The 21,215-nt window shown below is 66.4% G+C and carries 20 protein-coding genes; 18 read left to right on the top strand and 2 right to left on the bottom strand.

The window, feature by feature from the left end:
* Positions 1–20: 20 nt before the first annotated feature.
* From sctN to KDW55_RS20705, 14 genes are all read left to right on the top strand, one after another.
* Entirely contained in the window at positions 21–1,412 is a 1,392-nt protein-coding gene (sctN, locus tag KDW55_RS20770) for a type III secretion system ATPase SctN (protein WP_212160966.1), read from the top strand.
* Positions 1,413–1,427: 15 nt separating this feature from the next.
* Positions 1,428–1,913: a type III secretion system protein gene (locus tag KDW55_RS20765; RefSeq protein WP_059546541.1), complete on the top strand. Its 486-nt coding sequence runs from the start codon at positions 1,428–1,430 to the stop codon at positions 1,911–1,913.
* Between the two features lie 51 nt (positions 1,914–1,964).
* On the top strand, positions 1,965–2,771 hold the full coding sequence (gene sctT / locus KDW55_RS20760; protein ID WP_069242783.1) for a type III secretion system export apparatus subunit SctT: 807 nt from the start codon (positions 1,965–1,967) through the stop codon (positions 2,769–2,771).
* 75 nt (positions 2,772–2,846) lie between these two features.
* Complete coding sequence (locus tag KDW55_RS20755; RefSeq protein WP_069242784.1) at positions 2,847–3,236, top strand: HrpB1 family type III secretion system apparatus protein; 390 nt, start codon at positions 2,847–2,849, stop codon at positions 3,234–3,236.
* Between the two features lie 708 nt (positions 3,237–3,944).
* The gene (locus tag KDW55_RS20750; RefSeq protein ID WP_059546545.1) at positions 3,945–5,195 is read left to right on the top strand and encodes an MFS transporter; all 1,251 of its coding nucleotides are present in this window, start codon (positions 3,945–3,947) and stop codon (positions 5,193–5,195) included.
* Between the two features lie 121 nt (positions 5,196–5,316).
* Positions 5,317–6,246: a LysR family transcriptional regulator gene (locus KDW55_RS20745; RefSeq protein WP_040139502.1), complete on the top strand. Its 930-nt coding sequence runs from the start codon at positions 5,317–5,319 to the stop codon at positions 6,244–6,246.
* Positions 6,247–6,360: 114 nt separating this feature from the next.
* Positions 6,361–6,855, top strand: coding sequence for a hypothetical protein (locus KDW55_RS20740; protein ID WP_040139503.1), 495 nt, complete (start codon positions 6,361–6,363; stop codon positions 6,853–6,855).
* A 42-nt stretch (positions 6,856–6,897) separates the two neighbouring features.
* Positions 6,898–7,917, top strand: a complete 1,020-nt coding sequence (locus tag KDW55_RS20735; RefSeq protein ID WP_040139504.1) for a hydroxyquinol 1,2-dioxygenase — start codon at positions 6,898–6,900, stop codon at positions 7,915–7,917.
* A 32-nt stretch (positions 7,918–7,949) separates the two neighbouring features.
* On the top strand, positions 7,950–9,416 hold the full coding sequence (locus KDW55_RS20730; RefSeq protein ID WP_209825600.1) for an aldehyde dehydrogenase family protein: 1,467 nt from the start codon (positions 7,950–7,952) through the stop codon (positions 9,414–9,416).
* Between the two features lie 7 nt (positions 9,417–9,423).
* Positions 9,424–10,491 (top strand): maleylacetate reductase, encoded by a 1,068-nt coding sequence (locus KDW55_RS20725; RefSeq protein ID WP_212160967.1) that lies wholly within the window; start codon positions 9,424–9,426, stop codon positions 10,489–10,491.
* Between the two features lie 25 nt (positions 10,492–10,516).
* On the top strand, positions 10,517–11,389 hold the full coding sequence (locus tag KDW55_RS20720) for an intradiol ring-cleavage dioxygenase (protein ID WP_040141047.1): 873 nt from the start codon (positions 10,517–10,519) through the stop codon (positions 11,387–11,389).
* Between the two features lie 5 nt (positions 11,390–11,394).
* Entirely contained in the window at positions 11,395–11,706 is a 312-nt protein-coding gene (locus KDW55_RS20715) for a YciI family protein (protein ID WP_040139507.1), read from the top strand.
* 2 nt (positions 11,707–11,708) lie between these two features.
* On the top strand, positions 11,709–12,044 hold the full coding sequence (locus KDW55_RS20710; protein ID WP_040139508.1) for a Rieske 2Fe-2S domain-containing protein: 336 nt from the start codon (positions 11,709–11,711) through the stop codon (positions 12,042–12,044).
* A 214-nt stretch (positions 12,045–12,258) separates the two neighbouring features.
* On the top strand, positions 12,259–13,347 hold the full coding sequence (locus KDW55_RS20705; RefSeq protein ID WP_040139509.1) for a porin: 1,089 nt from the start codon (positions 12,259–12,261) through the stop codon (positions 13,345–13,347).
* Positions 13,348–13,383: 36 nt separating this feature from the next.
* Here the strand turns inward: KDW55_RS20705 and KDW55_RS20700 are convergent, their stop codons facing one another.
* Entirely contained in the window at positions 13,384–14,205 is an 822-nt protein-coding gene (locus KDW55_RS20700; RefSeq protein ID WP_040139510.1) for an IclR family transcriptional regulator, read from the bottom strand.
* 174 nt (positions 14,206–14,379) lie between these two features.
* Here KDW55_RS20700 and KDW55_RS20695 point away from each other — a divergent pair, with 174 nt between their 5' ends.
* The 4 genes from KDW55_RS20695 (at position 14,380) to KDW55_RS20680 (ending at position 19,192) form a co-directional block, all read left to right on the top strand.
* The gene (locus tag KDW55_RS20695; protein ID WP_212160968.1) at positions 14,380–15,366 is read left to right on the top strand and encodes a hydroxymethylglutaryl-CoA lyase; all 987 of its coding nucleotides are present in this window, start codon (positions 14,380–14,382) and stop codon (positions 15,364–15,366) included.
* On the top strand, positions 15,363–16,676 hold the full coding sequence (locus tag KDW55_RS20690) for a CaiB/BaiF CoA-transferase family protein (RefSeq protein WP_040139512.1): 1,314 nt from the start codon (positions 15,363–15,365) through the stop codon (positions 16,674–16,676). The genes KDW55_RS20695 and KDW55_RS20690 overlap by 4 nt, the downstream gene beginning before the upstream one ends.
* An 82-nt stretch (positions 16,677–16,758) precedes the next feature.
* A complete protein-coding gene (locus tag KDW55_RS20685) occupies positions 16,759–18,066 on the top strand; it encodes an MFS transporter (RefSeq protein ID WP_212198025.1) in 1,308 nt (435 codons plus the stop codon).
* 1 nt (position 18,067) lies between these two features.
* Entirely contained in the window at positions 18,068–19,192 is a 1,125-nt protein-coding gene (locus KDW55_RS20680) for an amidohydrolase family protein (protein ID WP_212160971.1), read from the top strand.
* Between the two features lie 124 nt (positions 19,193–19,316).
* On the opposite strand, the gene KDW55_RS20675 is transcribed toward KDW55_RS20680, so the two are convergent.
* On the bottom strand, positions 19,317–21,119 hold the full coding sequence (locus tag KDW55_RS20675; RefSeq protein WP_040139515.1) for an ATP-dependent DNA helicase RecQ: 1,803 nt from the start codon (positions 21,117–21,119) through the stop codon (positions 19,317–19,319).
* Positions 21,120–21,215 lie beyond the last annotated feature (96 nt).

Raw genomic sequence — 21,215 nt, 5'->3', positions numbered from 1 at the left:
ATGACAGGGAACGGAGCGCCATGATCGACATCGCGGACGGTTTCGGAACCGATGAAGCGAGCGGGGTGCGCATCGCGCAGCCACGGGCCGTACGCGACTTCTCGGCGCTGATGGATGCGATGGAGCGCGAACTGCGCGCTCGCGCACAACCCGCGGCATGCGGCAAGGTGCAGGAAGTGATCGGCACGCTCGTACGCGTGTCGGGGCTCGACGCGACACTCGGCGAACTGTGCGAGCTGCGCTCGCCCGACGGCGCCTTGCTGCAGCGTGCCGAGGTAGTCGGCTTCTCGCGCGACGTCGCGCTGCTCTCGCCGTTCGGCCGGCTCGGCAGCGTGTCGCGCGCGACACGCGTGGTGGGACTGCGGCGTCCGCTTTCGCTGCGCATCGGCCCGCGCCTGCTCGGCCGCGTGATCGACAGCCTGGGCGAGCCGATCGACGGCAAGGGGCCGCTCGAATGCGACGAGTGGCAGCCCGTCATCGCCGATCCGCCCGATCCGATGTCACGGCCCGTCGTCGATACCCCGATGCCGACGGGCGTGCGCGTCGTCGACGGCATGATGACGCTGGCCGAGGGCCAGCGCATGGGCATCTTTGCGCCGGCAGGCGTCGGCAAGAGTACGTTGATGGGCATGTTCGCGCGCGGCGCGCGCTGCGACGTCAACGTGATCGCGTTGATCGGCGAGCGCGGTCGCGAAGTGCGCGAATTCTGCGAGCACATTCTCGGGCCCGAGGGAATGGCCCGCTCGGTCGTCGTCTGCGCGACATCGGACCGCTCGTCGATCGAGCGTGCGAAGGCCGCTTATGCGGCAACGGCGGTGGCCGAATACTTCCGCGACCGCGGCCAGCGTGTGCTGCTGATGATGGATTCGCTGACGCGCTTTGCGCGCGCGCAGCGCGAAATCGGCCTGGCGATGGGCGAGCCGCCGACGCGGCGCGGTTTTCCACCGTCGATTTTCGCGGAGCTGCCGCGGCTGCTGGAGCGCGCGGGCCGCTCGGAGCTCGGCTCGATCACCGCTCTTTATACCGTGCTGGCCGAGGATGAATCGGGCGGCGACCCGATTGCCGAGGAAGTACGGGGCATTCTCGACGGGCACATGATTCTGTCGCGCGAGATCGCGGCACAGAACCGCTATCCGGCGATCGACGTGCTCGGCAGTCTTTCGCGCGTGATGACGCAGGTGGTGCCGCGCGAGCACGTGGCGGCGGCGGGACACATACGGCGGCTGATGGCCAAGCACAAGGAGGTCGAACTGCTGCTGCAGGTGGGCGAGTATCAGAGCGGCACCGATGCGCTCGCCGACGAAGCCATTGCGAAGATCGACGCGATTCGGGCTTTCCTCGGCCAGCCGACCGATCTGCTCGTCGACCCGAACGACACGCTCGCGGCTCTCGGCGAGATCGTGCAGTCGTGATGCCGGAGGCGAGCGATGAAAGACCGCCGTGTCGCCGCATTCGAGCGCGTCCTCTCGCGTCGCCGCCAGCTCGATCGCAAGCTCAATGCGACGCTCGGCGGTTTGCGCGGCGAGCTGCAGGCGCTGATCGACGCGTTGGAGGAAAGCCGCGCGGCGGTGCGCGCGCATGCGGCCGGGCTCGCCGCGCACGACGGCAAGATCGACGCGCTGCTGGGCGGCGTTTCCTTCCGTGCGGACGAGTATCTGAAACTGCGCGAATTCCGCTCGCATGCGGCCGAGCAGCACGCGATGCTGGAGGCTCGCGCGGCGCAGGCGGGGCAGGCGTTGGCGGCGAAGGAGGCGCAGATCGGTGCGCTGCGCACGGAGATCGTGCGCAACCGTGCCCGCATCGACATCTACGGCAAGCGGCGCGACACGCTGGTCAAGGCGATCGAGCTCGCGATCGAGGACGCGCAGGACGAGGAAACATCGGAGAGCCGCCGGCCAGGCCCGGCGTTTTGAAGCGGCGGGCGCGCTCGCAAGCCGGCATCCATTTAACGACAGGCGACTGAAATGAGCGAGATTACATTCGCATCGATCGAATCGAGCCATCAACTGGTCAGGTTTCTGATCGTGCTTGGCCTTTGCAGCGAGCGATTGATGGTCCTGATGATGATTTTTCCGCCGACGTCCGACAACGTCGTGCAAGGCCGCGTGCGCACCGCGCTCGCGCTTCTGTGGGGCAGCTTCATCGCCTACGGGCAGCGCGGCCTGCTCGAGCAGGGGGATGCGACGATGCTCGTGGGCATCGGGTTGAAGGAGGCGCTGATCGGCGTCGGCCTTGGCTTCGCTGCATCGACGGTGTTCTGGGCCGCCGAAAGCGTCGGCACGTACGTCGACGATCTGACCGGTTTCAACCAACTGCAGATGCAGAACCCGAGCCAGGGGCAGCAGACGTCGCTGACGTCCACGCTCCTGAGCCAGTTCGCGATCGCGGCGTTCTGGTGTCTCGGCGGCATGACGTTTCTGCTCGGCGCGATCTACGAGTCGTATACCTGGTGGCCGCTCGCGAACCTCATGCCGGCCGGCGGATCGGTGCTCGAATCGTTCGTGCTGTCGAAGACCGACTCGCTGATGGAAACGGTGGCGAAGCTGGCCACGCCGATGATGCTGCTGCTGTTGCTGGTCGATATCGGCTTCGGCTTTACCGGGAAGGTGTCGCAAAAGCTCGATCTGCCGTCGTTGGCGCAACCGGTGAAAGGCGCGCTCACGATTCTGATGCTCGCCCTGATGGCGGCGATTTTCATCGATCAGGTCCGCGATCAGCTGTCGCTCGTGGGCATTGCGGCCGAGGCGAGGGCGCTCGCGGGCGGCAAGTGAAACGCGCGGCATGCGCGAGCGCGCGCAAGTACGCGTTCGCCGTTGGCGATTGGCTGAAACAGCCTGGAGAAGAACATGATCGAGACGTTGACCGACAACGCGATCGTTACGGGGATGATGGACGTGCTGTGGGCCGGTGCGGCGCTGGATACGTTTTCGGACGTTCAGGACCTGCTCGATGCAATGGCGGTGCTGCGTCCCGGGAACGGCGAAATGCGCGAGGTGCTGGCGTGGTGGCATGTGCGTGCACGCGCTTGGGGCGAGGCGCTGAGCGATCTGCGCCGGGTGGAACGCGATGGCATGCTGTCGTCGCGCGGCATGGCGCTCGCGGCTGTATGTCTGTACGCGTTGGGCGATGCATCGTGGCGCACCTATGCGTACGCGGCGGCGTATCAATCCGACGACCCGATGGCGACGCGCACAGCACAGGCGCTGCTCGCAGCGCCCGCGATCGGGCGCGGATAGCGGCCGGCGGCTGCGCCAAGCGGAGCCCGCCGCCCCGTTTCTGTCGTCGGTACGGCCAGTGCCGCGAGCTGCGGCCGATATTGGATTGTCATCGCGTCCAATATCGGCGGGATGGTGGGCAGGAGGCTTTCTGCGATTGCGGCAGGCTTGCGTGGCGGATTCGTGCGAGCGATGAGCAGCGTCTGCTGACTTCCGCCAACGCATAATCTCCTCCCCATGACGCACGAGTGTCGGCGGCGGCGCACCTGCGCAGTTGGCGCGTGATGCGACGGTGAGAATCCCGCAGGTCGAACGCCCGCCGACGCGTGTCCCGCACGCAGATGGCGCGACCTCGTGAACAAATCGAGTGGGCGAAAGCGATCCGGGCGAGTCGCCGAGCGTGCCGATGTCTATCAGGGATTCCCCGGCCAGCTGGCAATTTGCGCTGTTTCGTCTCCCCGCGCACCCGCACCGCGCTTCTGCGCCGATCTTCCGGCACGCCGCCCCGATTATTTGCATTTCGCGAATGGCGCGTTCGCCGGTTGTTCCATACCCGATCCGCGTCGGCGCACCTATCGTTCGGGCGTCGGCTGATTGAATTCGACGCCTGCAACCGCAAGGCGGCCGCCGATTCCTCGCGACTCGCGTCGCATTCGCACACCAAAGACAACGGATCTGGTTCATGCACGGGCGCTGCGGCACGCGCCGGCCGGCTCCACGGAGACAGACATGAAAGCAAACGAGTGGGATACCGCGTACGAGTGGAAGGCGGTCACGCTTCTGGCGCTCGGTTTCGGGCTGGTCGGCCTCGACCGCTGGCTGATCGCGCCGCTGTTCCCGTCGATCATGAAGGACCTCAACCTGACTGCGCAGGACGTCGGAAACTGCATCGGCGTGCTCGGCCTGTCGTGGGGCGTCTTCGCCGCGCTGATGGGCGGCATCTCCGACAAGTTCGGCCGCCGCAAGGTGCTGATTCCCGCGATCGTCGCGTTCTCGCTGCTGTCGGGCTTTTCGGGGCTCGCGGGCGGGCTGCTCGGCCTGATCGCGATTCGCGGCCTGATGGGCGTCGCCGAAGGCTCGTTCTGCCCGACCAGCTTCGCGGCGACCGCAGACGCGTCGCATCCGAGGCGACGCGGCCTCAACCTCGGGCTGCAGCAAAGCGGCTTCGCGCTGTTCGGGCTCGCGCTGTCGCCGATCATCGCAACGCAACTGCTCGCGTTCATGTCGTGGCGCTGGGTGTTCGCGCTGGTCGCGGTGCCCGGCCTGATCCTCGGCGCAATCATGTTTTTCGTGATCCGCGAGCCGAAACGCGCGCAGGACGCCGTGTCGGAACATGCGCCGGCTTCGCTCGGCCATGTGCTCAAGAGCCGCAACATTCTCGTCGCGATGGCCGCATTGTGTTGCGCGATGACGGGCGTGTTCGTGCTCGGCGCGCTGCTGCCGCTGTACCTGACGGACTACCTGGCGCTCGGCACGCAGAAGATGGGGCTCGTCGTGTCGGCAATCGGCTTCGGCGGCTTTCTGGGGCAGTTCGGGCTGCCTGGACTGTCGGACCTGGTCGGCCGCCGCGTCGCGAGCATCGTCGGCTTTGCGGGCACGGCCGTGATGCTGTACATCTTCCGTGGCCTCGGCCCGCAACCCGTCGAGCTGTTCATGGTGCTGTTCGTCGCGTCGTTCTTCACGCTCGGGCTCGTGTCGTTGCTGTCGGGGCCGGTCGCAACCGAGGCCGCGCCCGTTGGCCTCGTGTCGACGTCGATCGGCGTCGTGGTCGGCTGCGGCGAGATTTTCGGCGGCGGCATCGCGCCGGCGATGGGCGGCTATGTGGCGGCGCACTTCGGGATCCAGAACATCCTGTGGCTGCCGATGTGCGCGGTGCTGCTCGGCATCGTGGTCAGCATGCTGCTGCGCGAGACGGCGCCGGCCGTGTTGCAGCGCCGCGTGCGCGTTCAGGCGGAACTGACGGCCGGCAAGCAGCCGTAACGCGGCGCAAGCGCGTCGCGCGATTGACACCCTTGCGGTGACAGAGTGACGCCTTTCGCATGACCCAACCGGCCGGCGGCTGCGGTTAGACTGCGGGTTTCGCTTCCAGAAAGGGCGCGGTATGGACCGGTTTCTGAGCATCGAGGCATTCGTCAGGGTCGCCGAGGCCAGCAGTTTCGCGGAAGCGGCCCGACAGCTCGGGGTCACGAGTTCGGTCGTGACGAACCGTATCCAGCAGCTGGAGAAATTCGTCAACGCGCCGCTATTCCATCGCAGCACGCGCCACGTCCGGTTGTCCGAGGTTGGCGAGACCTTTTACCGGGAGTGCGCGGAGGTGGTCGGGCGGGTGAACGAGCTCACCGACCAGATGCGCGAGCTACGCGCGACGCCGACCGGGCGATTGCGCATCCAGATGCTGCCCGGCTTCGCGCTCGATCATTTCGGTGTGCCGCTCGCCGAATTCAATCGCCGCTACCCGGGCATCCAGCTAGACATCATCGTCAATGACCGTGTCGTGGACCCTGTCGAAGAAGGGTTCGACATCGCGTTCCAGATCTTCCCGCCGATTTCCGAGTCGCTGATCGAGCGGCGCCTGTTCGTCGTGCGGCGCCTGTTCTGCGCGTCGCCCGCGTACGTCGCGGCGCATGGTGCGCCACAACATCCGCGCGAATTGCTGCAGCACACCACGGCGCTTTATTCAGGTTATCCGTCACGCAATCGCTGGACGCTGACGCGCGGCGACGAAGTCGTCGAAATGGAGTTGCCCGGCATGATCCGCTCGAACTCCGTGCATTTGCTGCGCGAGTATGCGCTGACGGGCGGCGGCGTTGTATGTCTGCCGACGCTGGTCGCGAGCGACGCGCTCGTCGCGGGCCGCCTGGTGCCGATTCTCACCGACTTCCAGATCGCGCCGCTGAGCTTCGCGGCCGTTTATCCCGCAACGCAGCGACAGGCGTTGAAGGTCAAGGCGCTGGTCGAGTTCCTTGCCGAATACATCGGCGACGAATCGCCGTGGGACCGGCCGCTTCTGGAGCGCGGCTGGGTCCGCTGAGGGCGGCGATTATTCGCGAAACGCAAATGCCGTAGTCGCGGTCCGTTGCCTTGTTGACCGGGGCGGTCGCCCCTAAAGTTGAATCCGACAAGCGGTTCAACTCAGGAGACAGCAATGACCGACACGGCCTTTCATACCGTCTTCGGTTCGCTCGACTGCTACACGCGGGGCGACATCGAAATCACCAGCGGCAGCGCGAAGCACTACGCGTTCTCGAACGTCTTCGACATCGCATCGAAGTCGGCCCCCTACGAGAAAGTCGTCGCCGGCAAAAACCTCGAATACGTGATCGAAGTGCTGCGCACCGACGGCGAGTCGCCGTGGTTCGCGTGCGCGCACGACGAGTTCGCGATCCAGATGGACGGCGAAGTCCGCATCGAATTCATCAAGCTCGACAACCCGCCGGCCGCCGGCCGCGGCACCGTGAGCGCCGGCTCGCACCCGGCGGGCCGCGAGATGGGTTACGTCGTGCTGCGCACCGGGCATCAGGCACTGCTGCCGGCCGGCTGCGCGTATCGCTTCATCGCGGGCAGGCCTGGCGTCGCGCTGGTGCAGACCGTCCTTGGCGAACTGTCGGTGGAGAAGTGGGCCGACATCTGCGTGCACTGATCCGTTCGATCGAAACCATTCAAATATTTCTGGAGACACGTTATGGCCACCCTCGAGACCGTCGATCTTTCTGCAGGCTTCGCCGCCGATCTGGTGCAGGCTACGGAAGCCGATGCCGTCACCGGTTACCGCCGCTTCCAGCTCGGCGAATTCGCGTTCCAGCGCGACGAGTACTTCGTGACGATCAGCTGGCCCGCGAAAGGCCGGACCCGCACGCACGCGATACCTGCGGATGCGTTCCTGCGCGCAATGATGCGTGACGTCGCATGGGGCTTCTTCTACGGCTGGGTGAATTTCGATCACGTGTTCGGCACGCGCAATCACTACGGCAAGGTCGACGTCTATGCGGGAACGTTCAACGGCATCCTGAAGGAGGCTGGCGTCGACTACACCGAGACGTTCGACACGCCGACGATCATGGCGACCTTCAAGGCGATGCTGCACGACTGGACGAACGAAGGCTTCGATCCGTTCGCGGCGCCGGAAGAGACGGGCACCGCATTCGGCCGCAAGCATGGCGAAAACGGTTCTGCGATCGAACGCACGCGCATCGCGACGCGCCGCATGCCGGGCCTCGAAGGCGATTCGCCGCTGCGCGACGCGCTGCCGGTCAATCGCGCGTTTCTCGACGTCGATCAGGAAGAGCCTGAAGTGCACGTGAACCCCGGCTTCGAAGGCGAACTGCACGCGTTCAACCTGTTCAAGTACCTGTCCCGCTCCGACGTAACGTGGAATCCGTCCGTTACGTCGGTTTGCGGGCGCAGCCTGTTCTGCCCGACGACCGAGGAATTCATTCTGCCGGTGTTCCATGGCAATGACCGCGTTGAGTGGTTCCTGCAACTGTCCGACGAAATCGTGTGGGACATCGGCGACAAGAACACCGGCGCACCGCGCGCGCGGATCACAATGCGCGCGGGCGACATCTGCGCGATGCCCGCCGACATCCGGCATCAAGGCTACTCGACGAAACGCTCGATGCTGCTGGTATGGGAAAACGCGACGCCGGACCTGCCGCAGCGATACGAGAGCGGCGAGCTTGCGCCGTATCCGATCGAGTTCTAAGCCACGCTCGCGCGAAAAATCGAGGACGATTCATGCAAACCCAACTCTTCATCGACGGGCGCTTTGTCGACGCCGTCGACCGCGGCACGATCGACGTGCTCAACCCGCACGACGGCTCGCTGATCGCGCAGATCGCCGCCGCCACCGCCGCCGACGTGGACCTCGCTGTCGATGCGGCGACCCGCGCGTTTCCGAAATGGTCGGCGCTGCCGGCGGCCGATCGCGGCCGGCTGCTGTTGCGTCTCGCCGATGCGATCGAAGCCAATGCCGAGGAACTCGCACAACTCGAATCGCTGGACACCGGCCATCCGATCCGCGATTCGCGCGCGCTCGACGTGCCGCGCACGGCCGGCTGCTTCCGCTACTTCGGCGGGATGGCCGACAAGCTGCAAGGCTCGGTGATACCGGTCGAAACCGGCTTCCTCAACTATGTGCAGCGTGCGCCGATCGGCGTCGTCGGCCAGATCGTGCCGTGGAATTTTCCGCTGATGTTTACCAGCTGGAAGATGGGCCCGGCCCTCGCCGCCGGCAACACGGTCGTGCTGAAACCGTCGGAGATCACGCCGCTGTCGACGCTGCGGATCGTCGAGCTGATGGCCGAGGTCGGATTCCCTGAGGGCGTCGTCAATATCGTTCCCGGCTATGGACACACCGCCGGCCAGCGGCTTGCCGAACACCCGGGTGTGGGCAAGATCGCGTTTACCGGTTCGACCGCGACGGGCCGCCGGATCGTCGATGCGTCGCAAGGCAATCTGAAGCGCGTGCAGCTGGAACTCGGCGGCAAGGGCGCGAACATCGTGTTCGACGATGCGAATCTCGATGCGGCCATCAACGGCGCCGCATGGGCGATCTTCCACAACCAGGGGCAGGCCTGCATCGCGGGTTCGCGTCTCGTATTGCACGAACGTATCGCGGATGAATTCCTCGAGCGCTTCGTGTCGCTCGCTGCGTCGATCCGCGTCGGCAATCCGCTGGACCCGGACACCGAGATGGGGCCGCTCACGTCGAAACAGCATCTCGAGCGCGTGCTGTCGTTCGTCGACGTCGCGCGCGAGCAGGGCGGCCGCGTGCTCGCCGGCGGCAGCGCACCGCAGGATTCCGCGCTCGCGAACGGCTACTACGTGCGCCCGACCGTCATCGAAGCGAAGAGCGCGGCCGACCGCATCGCACAGGAGGAAGTGTTCGGGCCGTTCGTCACCGTGCTGCGCTTCGGCAGCGACGACGAGGCGCTGTCCATCGCCAACGCGACCGAATACGGGCTCGGCAGCGGCTTGTGGACCAGGGACCTGTCCCGCGCGCACCGGATGGCGTCGCAAATCGACGCGGGCATGTGCTGGATCAACTGCTACAAGCGCGTGAACCCGGGCAGCCCGTTCGGCGGCATTGGCAAGTCGGGCTACGGCCGCGAGATGGGGTTCGAGGCGATGCACGACTATACGGAAGCGCGCTCGGTGTGGGTCAATGTCGACGGCAACGTGCCGCCGCACTTCAAGCGCTGAGGCCGCAATGGAGCGCTTCGTCTACCAGGGAACGCCTTCGCGCGTCGTGTTCGAATGGGGTGCGCTCGAACGGCTGCCCGACGAACTGAGCGCGCTCGGTGCGCAGCGTGCGTTGATCCTGTCGACGCCGGAGCAGCAACCGCTCGCGGCGCGCGTCAGCGACGTGCTCGGCGAACGTGCGGCCGGCGTGTGTGCGCAGGCCGTGATGCACGTGCCGGTCGAAGTCGCACGTGCGGCGCGCGAGATGGCGGCCGACCTGGGTGCGGACTGCTGCATCGCGATCGGCGGCGGCTCGACGATCGGGCTTGGCAAGGCGATCGCGCTCGAATCGTCGCTGCCGATCGTCGCCGTGCCGACCACGTACGCGGGCTCGGAGATGACGCCGATCTACGGGCTCACGGAAGGCCGGCTTAAGCGCACCGGGCGCGACGCCCGCGTGCTGCCGCGCACGGTGCTGTACGACCCTTCGCTGACGCTGTCGCTGCCGCCGGCCATCTCGGCCGCGTCCGGCGTCAATGCGATCGCGCACGCGGTCGAAGCGCTCTACGCGCAAGATGCGAACCCGGTGATCAGCCTGATGGCGGAGGAATCGATCCGGGCCCTCGGCGAAGCATTGCCTGCGATCGTGCGCACGCCCGACGATCGCGAGATGCGCAGCCGCGCGCTTTATGGCGCATGGCTTGCCGGCACGTGCCTCGGCGCCGTCGGCATGGCGTTGCATCACAAGCTGTGTCATACGCTCGGCGGCACGTTCAACTTGCCGCATGCGCAGACGCACGCCGCGATGTTGCCGCATACCGCGCACTACAACCATGCGGCGGCGCCCGATGCGCTGCTACGTGTTGCGCGGGCGCTGGGCGGTAGCGACGCGGCAGAAGCCGGCCGACTGTTGTTCGCGCTGAACCGGCAGCTTGGCTTGCAGGCGGCGCTTGCCGACCTCGGGATGCCGGAAGCGGGCCTCGACGAAGCCGCCGACCTCGCATGCCGGAATCCGTATGCGAACCCGCGGCCGGTGGAACGCGCGCCGATTCGCGCATTGCTTCAGCGCGCGTGGGAAGGGCGCGAGCCGCAGTGAGCGGCCTGCATTGAAGGAGACGAACGTGACGAATGATCATGATGACGGCGATACGCGGCTGACCGAGCAGGTCGTCGCGAGCTTCGACGGTACGCCGAACCCGCGCTTGCGCGTGCTGATGCAAAGCCTCGTGCGGCACCTGCATGCGTTCGTTCGCGAGACGGAGCTGACCGAAGCCGAATGGATGGCCGCGATTCGCTTCCTGACCGAAACCGGGCAGATGTGCGACGACGTCGTGCGCCAGGAGTTCATTCTGCTGTCGGACACGCTCGGCGTGTCGATGCTGGTCGATGCGATCAACCATCGTTTTGCGACCGGCGCGACGGAAACGACGGTGTTCGGCCCGTTCTACATCGAAGGGATGCCCGACCGCGCGTATGGCGAGAACATGGCGTTCACGCCAGGCACGCCGGCGCTCGTGCATGGCCGCGTGCTGACGACCGACGGTGCGCCGGTGCCGGGCGCCGTGCTCGACGTCTGGCAGACCGCCGACAACGGCATGTATTCCGGACAGGACAGCGCGCAACCGCACGGCAACCTGCGCGGCCGTTACCGGACGGATGCCGACGGACGTTACGCGATCACGACGATTCTGCCGGTCAGCTATCCGATCCCGAGCGACGGCCCCGTCGGGAAGATGCTCGACGCGACCGGACGGCACCCGTGGCGGCCCGCGCATCTGCATTTCATGATCGACGCGCCGGGCCATCGGACGCTCGTTACGCATCTGTTTGACGAGGCGGACGAATACCTGGAATCGGATGCGGTGTTCGGCGTGAAGCCGTCGCTGATGGTCGCATACCGTCCGCGCGAGGCCGGCGATGAGCTGGCGCGCCGGTTCGGACTCAGCGGCGCGTACCGCGAAGCGACGTACGACTTCGTGCTCGACCGGAGTTGACCGACATGGCCCGATTCTTTGCGGTGCTCGCGACGGACCAGCCGGGGATGCACGACGTGCGCGACCGCGTGCGTTCCACCCATCGCAGCTATCTGCGCTCGGCGGCTCAGCATGGCGTGTATGTACGGCTCGGCGGCCCGACGCTCGATCCGCACGGCGATGCGATGAACGGCACGCTGCTCGTGATCGAGGCGGACGACATCGATGCGGTGATGCGGTTCGTTGGCAACGATCCCTATGTGAAGGAAGGGCTGTTCTCGCGGGTCGAGGTGCGTCCGTGGGACTGGAGCCTCGGTAATCCCGAGCGGAGAGCGTGAGCATGGGCGCGGCGCGACTCTGCCGCTTCTCCGATGTGCCCGACGGTGGGGCGCGGGTCGTCGACGAAGCGTGCATCGGCCGGCCGGTGATCGTCGTGCGGCGCGGGGAGCAGGTGTGGGCGTATGTGAACCGCTGCCCGCACTTTTCCGTACCGCTCGATTTCGAGCCGGGCAACGTTTCGTGCTATCGGTCGCAGGTGCTGATGTGCGCGCATCACAGCGCACTGTTCCGGTTCGACGATGGCGTGTGTATCGACGGGCCCTGTTCGGGTGCAGGGCTTGAAGCTGTGGCGGTCGAAGTCGATTCGGCCGCGTGGGTGATTTGCCGACGCGCCTGAATCGGTCGCCCGGGTAGCGCGGCGAGCTGGGTGAAACGGGAAATCGGCGTGATCTTCTCGGCTTCCATGAATCAGTATTGCGAAATAAATTTTGATGTTCCGCGCTGAATCGGACCTGATCGGGGCTGGAGAGCGTGTTGTTTCAACGAGTATCGGGCGATTCCCCTTTAAGCAGCGGACGCTCGCTCAAATTTCCAAAAAAGACGGAGACACAATGAAACTCGGGTTTGGCGTATTCGCGATGCTCGCCATCGCGCCGGGCGCGTATGCGCAAAGCAGCGTGACCCTGTTCGGTCTGATCGACAGCGGTGTTTCGTATGTCAGCAACGAGGGTGGCGGGAAGAACGTCAAGTTCGACGACGGCATCTTTACGCCAAACCTGTTCGGCCTTCGCGGCACCGAAGATCTCGGCGGCGGATATCGCGCGACGTTCGCGCTCGTGAACCAGTTCTCGATGGCGAACGGCAGCATCGTCGGCGCAGGCATCTTCGCGCGTAACGCGTACGTGGGCATCGAGAGCGACCGGTTCGGCAGCGTCCGGCTCGGGAATCAGTACGACTTCATGGTCGATTCGCTGTTCGCGAAGGGCAACGCGATTTCGATGGACATCACGGGGCTGTACGGGTTCAGGAACGGGCCGTTTCAGCGGCTTGCGCTGCCGAACAATCCGACCGGCGCGTTCGACTGGGATCGCACGGCGGGCAGCAAGCCGGTGGCCAATTCCGTCAAATACAGTTCGCCGACGATTGGCGGGTTTTCCGGCGGCGTCATGTATGCGTTCGGCGGCGTGGCCGGATCGGTCGGTGCGAACAATGCCGTCAGTGCCGGATTGAACTACGAAGTCGGCGCACTCGGCATCGGCGCGGCCTATACGAACGAGAAGTACGGCACGGCGCCCGGGACGCCGGCGACCAGCGTGCGCAACTGGGGCGTCGGGATGCACTACGACTTTGGCGCGGTGACCGCGAAGGCGTTGCTGACCACCGTCCACAACTCATTCAACGATGCCGGCGTGTGGATGGCCGAAGCGGGCGGGGTCTGGCGCATTCGCCCGGACGTGTTTCTGGGCGCCAAGTATATGTACATGAAGGGCAATGAAGCCGTAAACGACAATCACGCGCATCAGGTCAGCGTCGCGCTGCAGTACCTGTTGTCGAAGCGGACGATGGTGTATGTGTCCGCCGACTATCAACGCGCGAACAGCGGCGCGAATGCGCAGATCAACGGCGTGCTCGATCCGAACGGCGCGTCCAGTTCGGCAAGCCAGGCCGTTGCACGAATCGGTGTGCATACGATGTTCTGATGCGGCGGCAACGGGCATGCCGCCCCGCGCGCACGACTATGCGGCGTCGTCCGCCGCCGAAGCGAATCGCGCGAGACTGTCGCGCACGGCCGGCGCGTCGTAGCGGGCGCCTGCGCCGCCGAGCGCGACGGTCGCCTTCTGCGCGAGCGGCAACAACAGCGCAAGCGCCGCGGCCATCGCCGGCACCGCGGCAAGCCGCGATTTCGGACCGGATACCGTCAGCGCGCCGACGCAATCGCCTGCCGCGCCGAACACCGGCACCGACGCCGATGCGGTTTCCGGGTCGCGTTCACCGTACGACGCGGCCCACAACCGTTCGCGCACGTCGTCCCACCGCGCATCGTGCGGGTCGGTGAATGCGAGCAGCACTTTCCCGGACGCGCCCTGGTGAACCGGAAATTCCTCGCCGACCCGGATCGACACCCGCACCGTGCGCGTCGGTTCGACGCGATACAGCACCGAGCGCATATCGCCGTGGCGCACGTAGAACGATGCCGTCTCGCCGAGTTCGCGGCTCAGCGTCTCGAGCAACGGTTCGACGACCGGGCCGACGCGAAACGAGCGCTGGTACAGCGCGGCGAGCCGCAACGGCTCATGCCCGACCGCGTACTGGCCGTCGTCGAGTTTGCGCATGAACCCGCCGTGCTCCAGCGCGGCGAGCAGCCGCAGGATCGTGCTCTTGTAGAGCCCGGTGCGGCGCGACAGCTCCGCGAGCGACAGCCGGTCGTCGGTTTGCCCGAATGCACGCAGGATCGCGAACGCGCGATCGAGGACGGCGACGCCGCTCGAGGCTTCGGTCGACGAATCGGCCACTTCGTCGGTGTGATCGGCGGGAGTCGAGGGCGAAGGCGAAGGCACGGCAGGCAGTTCCTTGGGTTGACGATCGCCTGACTATATCGTTCTGTCTGACAGAACGCAAGTTCCAAAAAATCGCGATTTCACGGGTATACCCCGCTTCCGAGTGCCCTTCTGCGCCCCTAAAGTTCCATCAAACAGAATGACGTTCTTTCAGATGGAACAGTGAGGCGCCCAATGTGTATTTCCGAAAGTCCGAAGGTGCTGGTCAGCGAAGTCGGGCCGCGCGACGGCCTGCAGAGCATCAAGGCCGTGATGCCGACGGCCGACAAACTGCAATGGATCTCGGCGCTTGCCGCGGCCGGGCTGCGCGAGATCGAGGTCGGGTCGTTCGTGCCCGCGCGACTGCTGCCGCAGATGGCGGACGTGCGGGAAGTCGTCGCTCATGCGCTGGGGATTCCCGGGTTGCACGTCGCCGCACTCGCGCCGAACCTGCGGGGCGCCGAAAGTGCGTTCGACGCAGGCGTGCACAAGCTGACGTTGCCCGTATCGGTGACCGACGCGCACTCGCTCGCGAATATCCGCAAGACCCCCGCGCAGATGATCGACGAGGTGCGCGCGATCGTCGCGCTGCGCGATGCGAGTTTTCCGTCGGTGCAGATCGAGGCGGGCGTGTCGGTGGCGTTCGGCTGCACGCTCGCCGGCGCGGTGTCGGACGACGAGACGATCGCGATGGCCGTCGCGATGGCCGAATGCGGCGTTGACGAGATCGGCCTGTCCGATACCAGCGGCTACGCGAACCCGGTGCAGGTGCGCCGGCTGTTCACGCGGCTGCGGCGCGAGGTGGGCGACAAGGCCGGCGGCGCGCACTTCCACAACACGCGCGGGCAGGGGCTCGCCAACGTGGTCGCCGCACTCGACGCCGGCGTGACGACGATCGACGCGAGCCAGGCCGGCCTGGGCGGCTGCCCGTATGCGCCTGGCGCGACCGGCAACATCGTGACCGAGGATCTCGTGTTCCTGCTGGAGGCGATGGGATACGACACGGGCATCGACGTCGACGCGTTGCTCGCCGCGCGCGCGATCCTGCATGCGGCGTTGCCGGCCGAGGCGCTGTACGGCCACGTGGCGGACGCCGGGTTGCCGAAGGGTTTCCGTTATGCGGACGGCCGCGCGCCGACCGCGGTCCAGCCGGAAGGCTGCGTAGCAGGAGTCGTGCAATGAACGATCGTCAACCGGCTTCGCCGCTGCCATACGAAGGCGTGCGTGTAATCGAGATGACCCACATGGTGATGGGCCCAACCTGCGGGATGCTGCTCGCGGATCTGGGCGCCGAAGTCATCAAGATCGAACCGATCGCGGGCGACAGCACGCGCGCGCTGCGCGGGTCCGGCGCGGGCTTCTTCGGGATGTTCAACCGCAACAAGAAGAGCGTGGCGGTCGACGTGAAGGATCCGCGCGGGCTCGAGATCGTGCGGCGGCTCGTTGCGACGGCCGACGTGTTCAGCGAGAACTTCAAGAGCGGCACGATGGAGCGGCTCGGCCTCGGTTATCCGGCGCTGTCGTCGATGAATCCGCGTCTGGTGTACGTATCGCACAAGGGCTTTCTGCCGGGACCGTACGAACATCGCACCGCACTCGACGAAGTCGTGCAGATGATGGGCGGCCTCGCGTATATGACCGGCCCGGAAGGCCGGCCGCTGCGGGCTGGGGCGAGCGTCAACGACATCATGGGCGGAATGTTCGGCGCGATCGGCGCGATGGCCGCGCTCGCGCAGCGCGAACGCACCGGCCAGGGTCAGCAGGTGCAGAGTGCGCTGTTCGAGAACAACGTGTTCCTCGTCGCGCAGCACATGATGCAGTTCGCGGTGACGGGGCAGGCCGCGTCGCCGATGCCGAGCCGGATCTCCGCATGGGCCGTGTACGACGTGTTTTCGGTGAAGGACGGCGAACAGATCTTCCTCGCAGTCGTGTCGGACACGCAGTGGGCGCTGTTCTGCGATGCATTCGGCTTCACCGCGTTGAAGGACGATGCACGTCTTGCGACCAACAACCTGCGCGTGCAGGCGCGCGAGTGGCTGCTGCCCGAGTTGCGCGCACGGCTCGCCGCGCATTCGGCCGACGAGATCGGCGCGATCTTCGAATCGATCGGGCTGCCGTATGCGCCGATCACGAAGCCGCAGGACTTGTTCGACGATCCGCATCTGCTCGCAACGGGCGGCCTCGAAGCCGTGACGCTGCCGGCCGACGCGAGCAGCGCCGGCCGGCCCGTCGACACGCGCACCGCGCTGCTGCCGCTCACGCTCGCCGGCGAGCGCCTGCGGCTGCGCTCGGCGCCGCCCGCGCTCGGTCAGGACACCTGCGCGCTGTTGGGCGAACTCGGCTATACGCGGGACGACGCATGGGCGCTGATCGAAGCCGGCGTCGTCGCGGGGCCGTGCGAGCGCGGTGCGGACGGCCGGCCGCCGGAGCGGCCGGGCGTGCGAGGCGAGCCGGTTGACCGGCCGTCGCCGAACGAAGTGGCGAGCGCATAGCGCCGCTGCGATCCACCGAACGAACAACGCATCCCGGCCGCGCGTCCGCGCGGGCGCGGAATGCGCATCCACGGAGACAACCATGACATCCGCTTCCCCGGCGCTTGCCGCCGATCGCGAGACCGACGCGTCGATCGAGCAACGGGCCGTGCGCAAGGCCGCATGGCGCTTCATTCCACTGCTCGCGCTCGCGTATTTCTTCAACTATCTCGACCGCACGAGCGTCGGATTCGCGGCGCTGACGATGAATCGCGATCTCGGCTTGACCGCCACGCAGTTCGGCTGGGGCGCGGGGATCATGTTCGCCGGCTATTGCGTGTTCGAAGTGCCGAGCAATCTCGCGTTGTACCGCTTCGGCGCGCGGCGCTGGCTCGCGCGGATCATGATCACATGGGGCTTGATGGCGGCGGCGACCGCGCTCGCGACGGGACCGACCAGTTTCTACGCGATCCGGATGCTGCTCGGCATCGGCGAGGCAGGGTTTTTTCCGGGCGTGATCTTTTTCCTCGCGGTGTGGTTTCCGGCCAGTTACCGCACGCGCGTGCTCGCGTGGTTCACCGTGTCGACGCCGCTGTCGTCGCTGATCGGCGGGCCGCTGTCGACGTGGCTGCTGCAGCTCGACGGCGTGCTCGGGCTCGCGGGATGGAAGTGGATGTTCATCGTCGAAGGGTTGCCCGCATGCGCGCTCGGCTTTCTCGTACTGAAGCTGCTGTCCGATTCGCCGGCAACGGCTGCGTGGCTGTCGGGTGACGAGCGCGCCGCGCTGCAGCGCGCGTTCGAGCGCGAAGGTGCCGCGGCCGGCCGCAAGAAGCGCTTCGGCGTCGCCCTGCGCGACGTGCGCGTGTACGTGCTCGCGCTGATCTCGTTCGGCTTCACGATGGGGTCGTACGGCATCGGCATCTGGCTGCCGCAGATGCTGAAGGCGCACGGGATGTCGACGATGCAGACCGGCTGGCTGTCGGCGGTGCCGTACTTCTTCGCCACTGTCGCGCTGCTGCGGTGGGCGAAGCGGGTGGATCGGCGCGGCGGCCCGATTGCGAACCTCGCGATCGGCCTGGCCATCGGCGCGGTGGCGCTCGGCGTGTCGACGCATTTCCTGACGCTCGGCCCTGCGCTCGCCGGCATCACGCTCGCGCTGATCGGCACGATTGCCGGACGCACGATCTTCTATACGCTGCCGTCGCGTTTCCTGTCCGGCCAGGCGGCGGCCGGGGGGCTCGCACTGATCAATTCGATCGGCGCGCTCGGCGGATTCGCGGGACCGTATCTGGTCGGTTACCTGAAGGACAGCTTCGGCACCTTCACGGCCGGGATGCTCGGCCTCGCGATCGTGCTGGCGATCACGACGCTGCTGACGCTGTCGCTGTACGCATTCGACCGGAGTGAATGACATGACGCTTTCGCTCAAACGGCGCCGCCTGCTCGGCGCGGCCGCCGCATCGCTCGCGCTGCCTGCATGGGCCGACACGCGCACACCGGCTGAAAACGGAGTTTCCCGCATGACGACGCAAAGCAACTATCTCGCGGTGCGCAACGACTGGCTGGCCTCGGCGCTCGAACCTGCGCTCGAACCTACGCTGCCGATCGTCGACGCGCATCACCACTTCTACGAGCGGCCGGGATGGATCTACATGCTCGACGACTATCTGCAGGATGCGCGGTCCGGCCACAACATCCAGGCATCCGTGTACATGCAGGCGTTGACGCGCTATCGGGAGGCGGGGCCGGTCGAACTGAAACCGGTCGGTGAGACGGCTTACGTCGCCGGCGTAACCGAGCCGCTGCAGCGCAGCAGTCCGGCCGTCGCGAAAGGCATCGTCGGGCATGCGGACCTGCGGCTCGGACAGCGCGTGCGCGATGTGCTCGAAGCGCATATCGACGCCGGTCGTGGCCGCTTCCGCGGCGTTCGACACCTGACGACGTGGGACGCCGATCCATCGCTCGCCAACCCGTTGTCGGCGGTGCCGCGCGGGTTGTTGCTCGATCCCGCGTACCGGGCCGGCGTTGCCCAGCTCGCGCCGCTCGGGTTGTCGTACGATGCGTGGCTGTTCTTTCCGCAATTGCCCGAGCTGTTCGATCTGGCGAAGGCGAATCCCGATACGCGGATCGTCGTCAATCACTGCGGCGGCGTGGTTCGGATCGCGAGCTATGCGGACAAGCGCCCGGAAGTCTTCGAACAATGGTCGACGTCGATGCGCGAACTGGCGCGGCTGCCGAACGTATTCGTGAAGGTCGGCGGTCTCGGCATGCGGATCAACGGCTTCGATTTCGAGAAGGGCGCGCGCCCGCCGTCGTCAGAAGAGCTCGCTGCAGCGTGGAAGCCGTGGATGCTCACGTGCATCGAGGCGTTCGGACCCGAGCGCTGCATGTTCGAGAGCAATTTCCCGGTCGACAAGGGCTCGTATTCGTTCGTGAACGGCTGGAATGCGTTCAAGCGGCTGACGGCGCACGCCAGCCCGGACGAGCGCGACGCGTTGTTCCGCAGGACCGTCACGCACGTTTATCGGCTCGGTTGAACGCGTATCGCGGCGGGGCGCGACGCGGGCGCGGGCGGGCGCTCGCGTCTTTTGCCGTCGCGAAGTCGTCGGGCCGGTTCAACCATCGTCGTCCGGATTGACGTTGCGGCGATCGCAACGTGCACTATGCATCGCGATTTCGCGGCTCGCCATCGCGCACGTGTCGCACGCGATCCGCGATGAAGGTGCGCACGTTTCCGTCGGGAAACAGGATCGCGACCTGCTCGTCGGTCGACATGACGACTTCGCCCACACCGAAACGCGCGACACGCGCCTTTTCTCCACGGATCCATCCGCGCTTTCGCTCGGCAAGCTGTCCGGTACGGCGGCGCGCGATCGCCGCGGGCGAATGCACGTCGGGCAGCGGCTCGACATGCGGCGGATGGAGGCAGTTGTCGCACGTGCCGCAGCGCTCCATCTTCGTGTCTTCTTCGTAGTACTCGAGCATCAGCCGCCAGCGGCAGCGCGCGCTTTGCGCGTAATCGATCATCTGCTGCAATGCGTCGCGGTCCCGCTCGCGCATCCGCACGAACTGCTGAGCGGCAGCCGGAACCGCTGCGCGCAATGGCGCGTGCGCCGCGCCCTTGCGCAACCGGTAGCAATGCCGACGATCGCGCTGAACGATACGTGCGTCGATCAACATCGCGAGCGCCACATCGAGCTTGGCGGACGGAACATCCGTCAGCCGTTCCGCCAGCGCTTTCGCGGGCACGGCAGTGCCGCCGGGTACAGCGGACGGCGGTGCGGGTTCGCACTGCGCGTCGCCGCCTGACGCTGCCGCAATGGCGTCGAACACCTGCAACGCCAGTTCGGCGTCGGGATACTTTCCTGCAAGGAAGAACTGCTGAATGCGGCGATCGTTGAGATCGAACAGCAGCACGCAATCGGCATTTTCTCCATCGCGCCCCGCGCGCCCCGTTTCCTGGTAATACGCGTCCAGATTGCCGGGGATCTGGTAGTGAATGACGAAGCGCACGTCCGGCTTGTCGATGCCCATGCCGAACGCGTTCGTGGCGACGATCAGGCGCGCGTCGCCGTTCATGAAGCGGTCCTGCTCGTCGCGGCGTTCCCGGGCCGCCAGCCGTCCGTGGTAGCGGGCGACGCTTTCTCCGCTCGCCGCCAGCCACGCCCATACGCGTTGAACCTCGCGCACGGTCGCGACATAGACGATGCCCGGGCCTTGCAGTTCGCTGGTCAGATCGAGCAGCCGCCGTTGCTTGAGTTCGAGCGCGCGTGCGGCTTCGCGGCGTCCGTGTCCGGCGCCCGTATGAATCACGCGGTAGCGCAAGTTGGGCCGGTACGTACCCGTGCGCACGATCGCGGGGTCGCGCAGTCGCAATGCGTGCACGATGTCTTCGACGACTTCCGGCGTCGCGGTGGCGGTGAGCGCAAGGACCGGCGGGCCGCCCATCGTCTCTACCGCGTGCGCGATATCGAGAAATGCCGGCCGGAAATCGTGCCCCCACTTCGACACGCAGTGCGCTTCGTCCACGACGACGAGTTCCACGCGCGGCTGCGTGCGACCGGCGAGGACGTCGACGAACGCGGGCTGCGCGAGGCGTTCCGGCGTCACGAACACGATGCGCGGGCGGCCGTCGCGCAACGCTTGCAATGCCGATCGCTCGTCCTGACGCCCGAGCGTGCTATTCAGCAACACGCAGTCGATGCCGAGCGCCTGCAGCTTGTCGGCTTGATCCTTCATCAAAGAAATCAGCGGCGACACGACGAGCGTCATGCCGTTCAGATGCAGGGCCGGCAACTGGTAGCACAGCGACTTGCCCGCCCCGGAAGGCATCGTCGCAAGCGTGTCGCGCCGTGCCAATACGCTGCGGATGATGTCCTCTTGTCCGTCGCGCAGGCGCGCGATCCCGAAGCGCTCGCGCATCGTCCGGCGCAGATCGCGCAGTCGCTGGTCCACCGTCGCCATCCGAATCCCCCGGTCGTGATATCGGGGATCGACGAGCAATGCGTGTGCCGGGCGGCCAAGGTGTCGCCGTCGGCAACCGGTTGCGACGTTGCGGCT

Origin of the sequence: Burkholderia sp. AU19243 (assembly GCF_018148075.1) — a bacterium.
Lineage (GTDB): Bacteria > Pseudomonadota > Gammaproteobacteria > Burkholderiales > Burkholderiaceae > Burkholderia > Burkholderia latens_A.
Note: the sequence above shows the minus strand (reverse complement) of the source record. Positions and strands in the feature narration are given on the sequence as shown.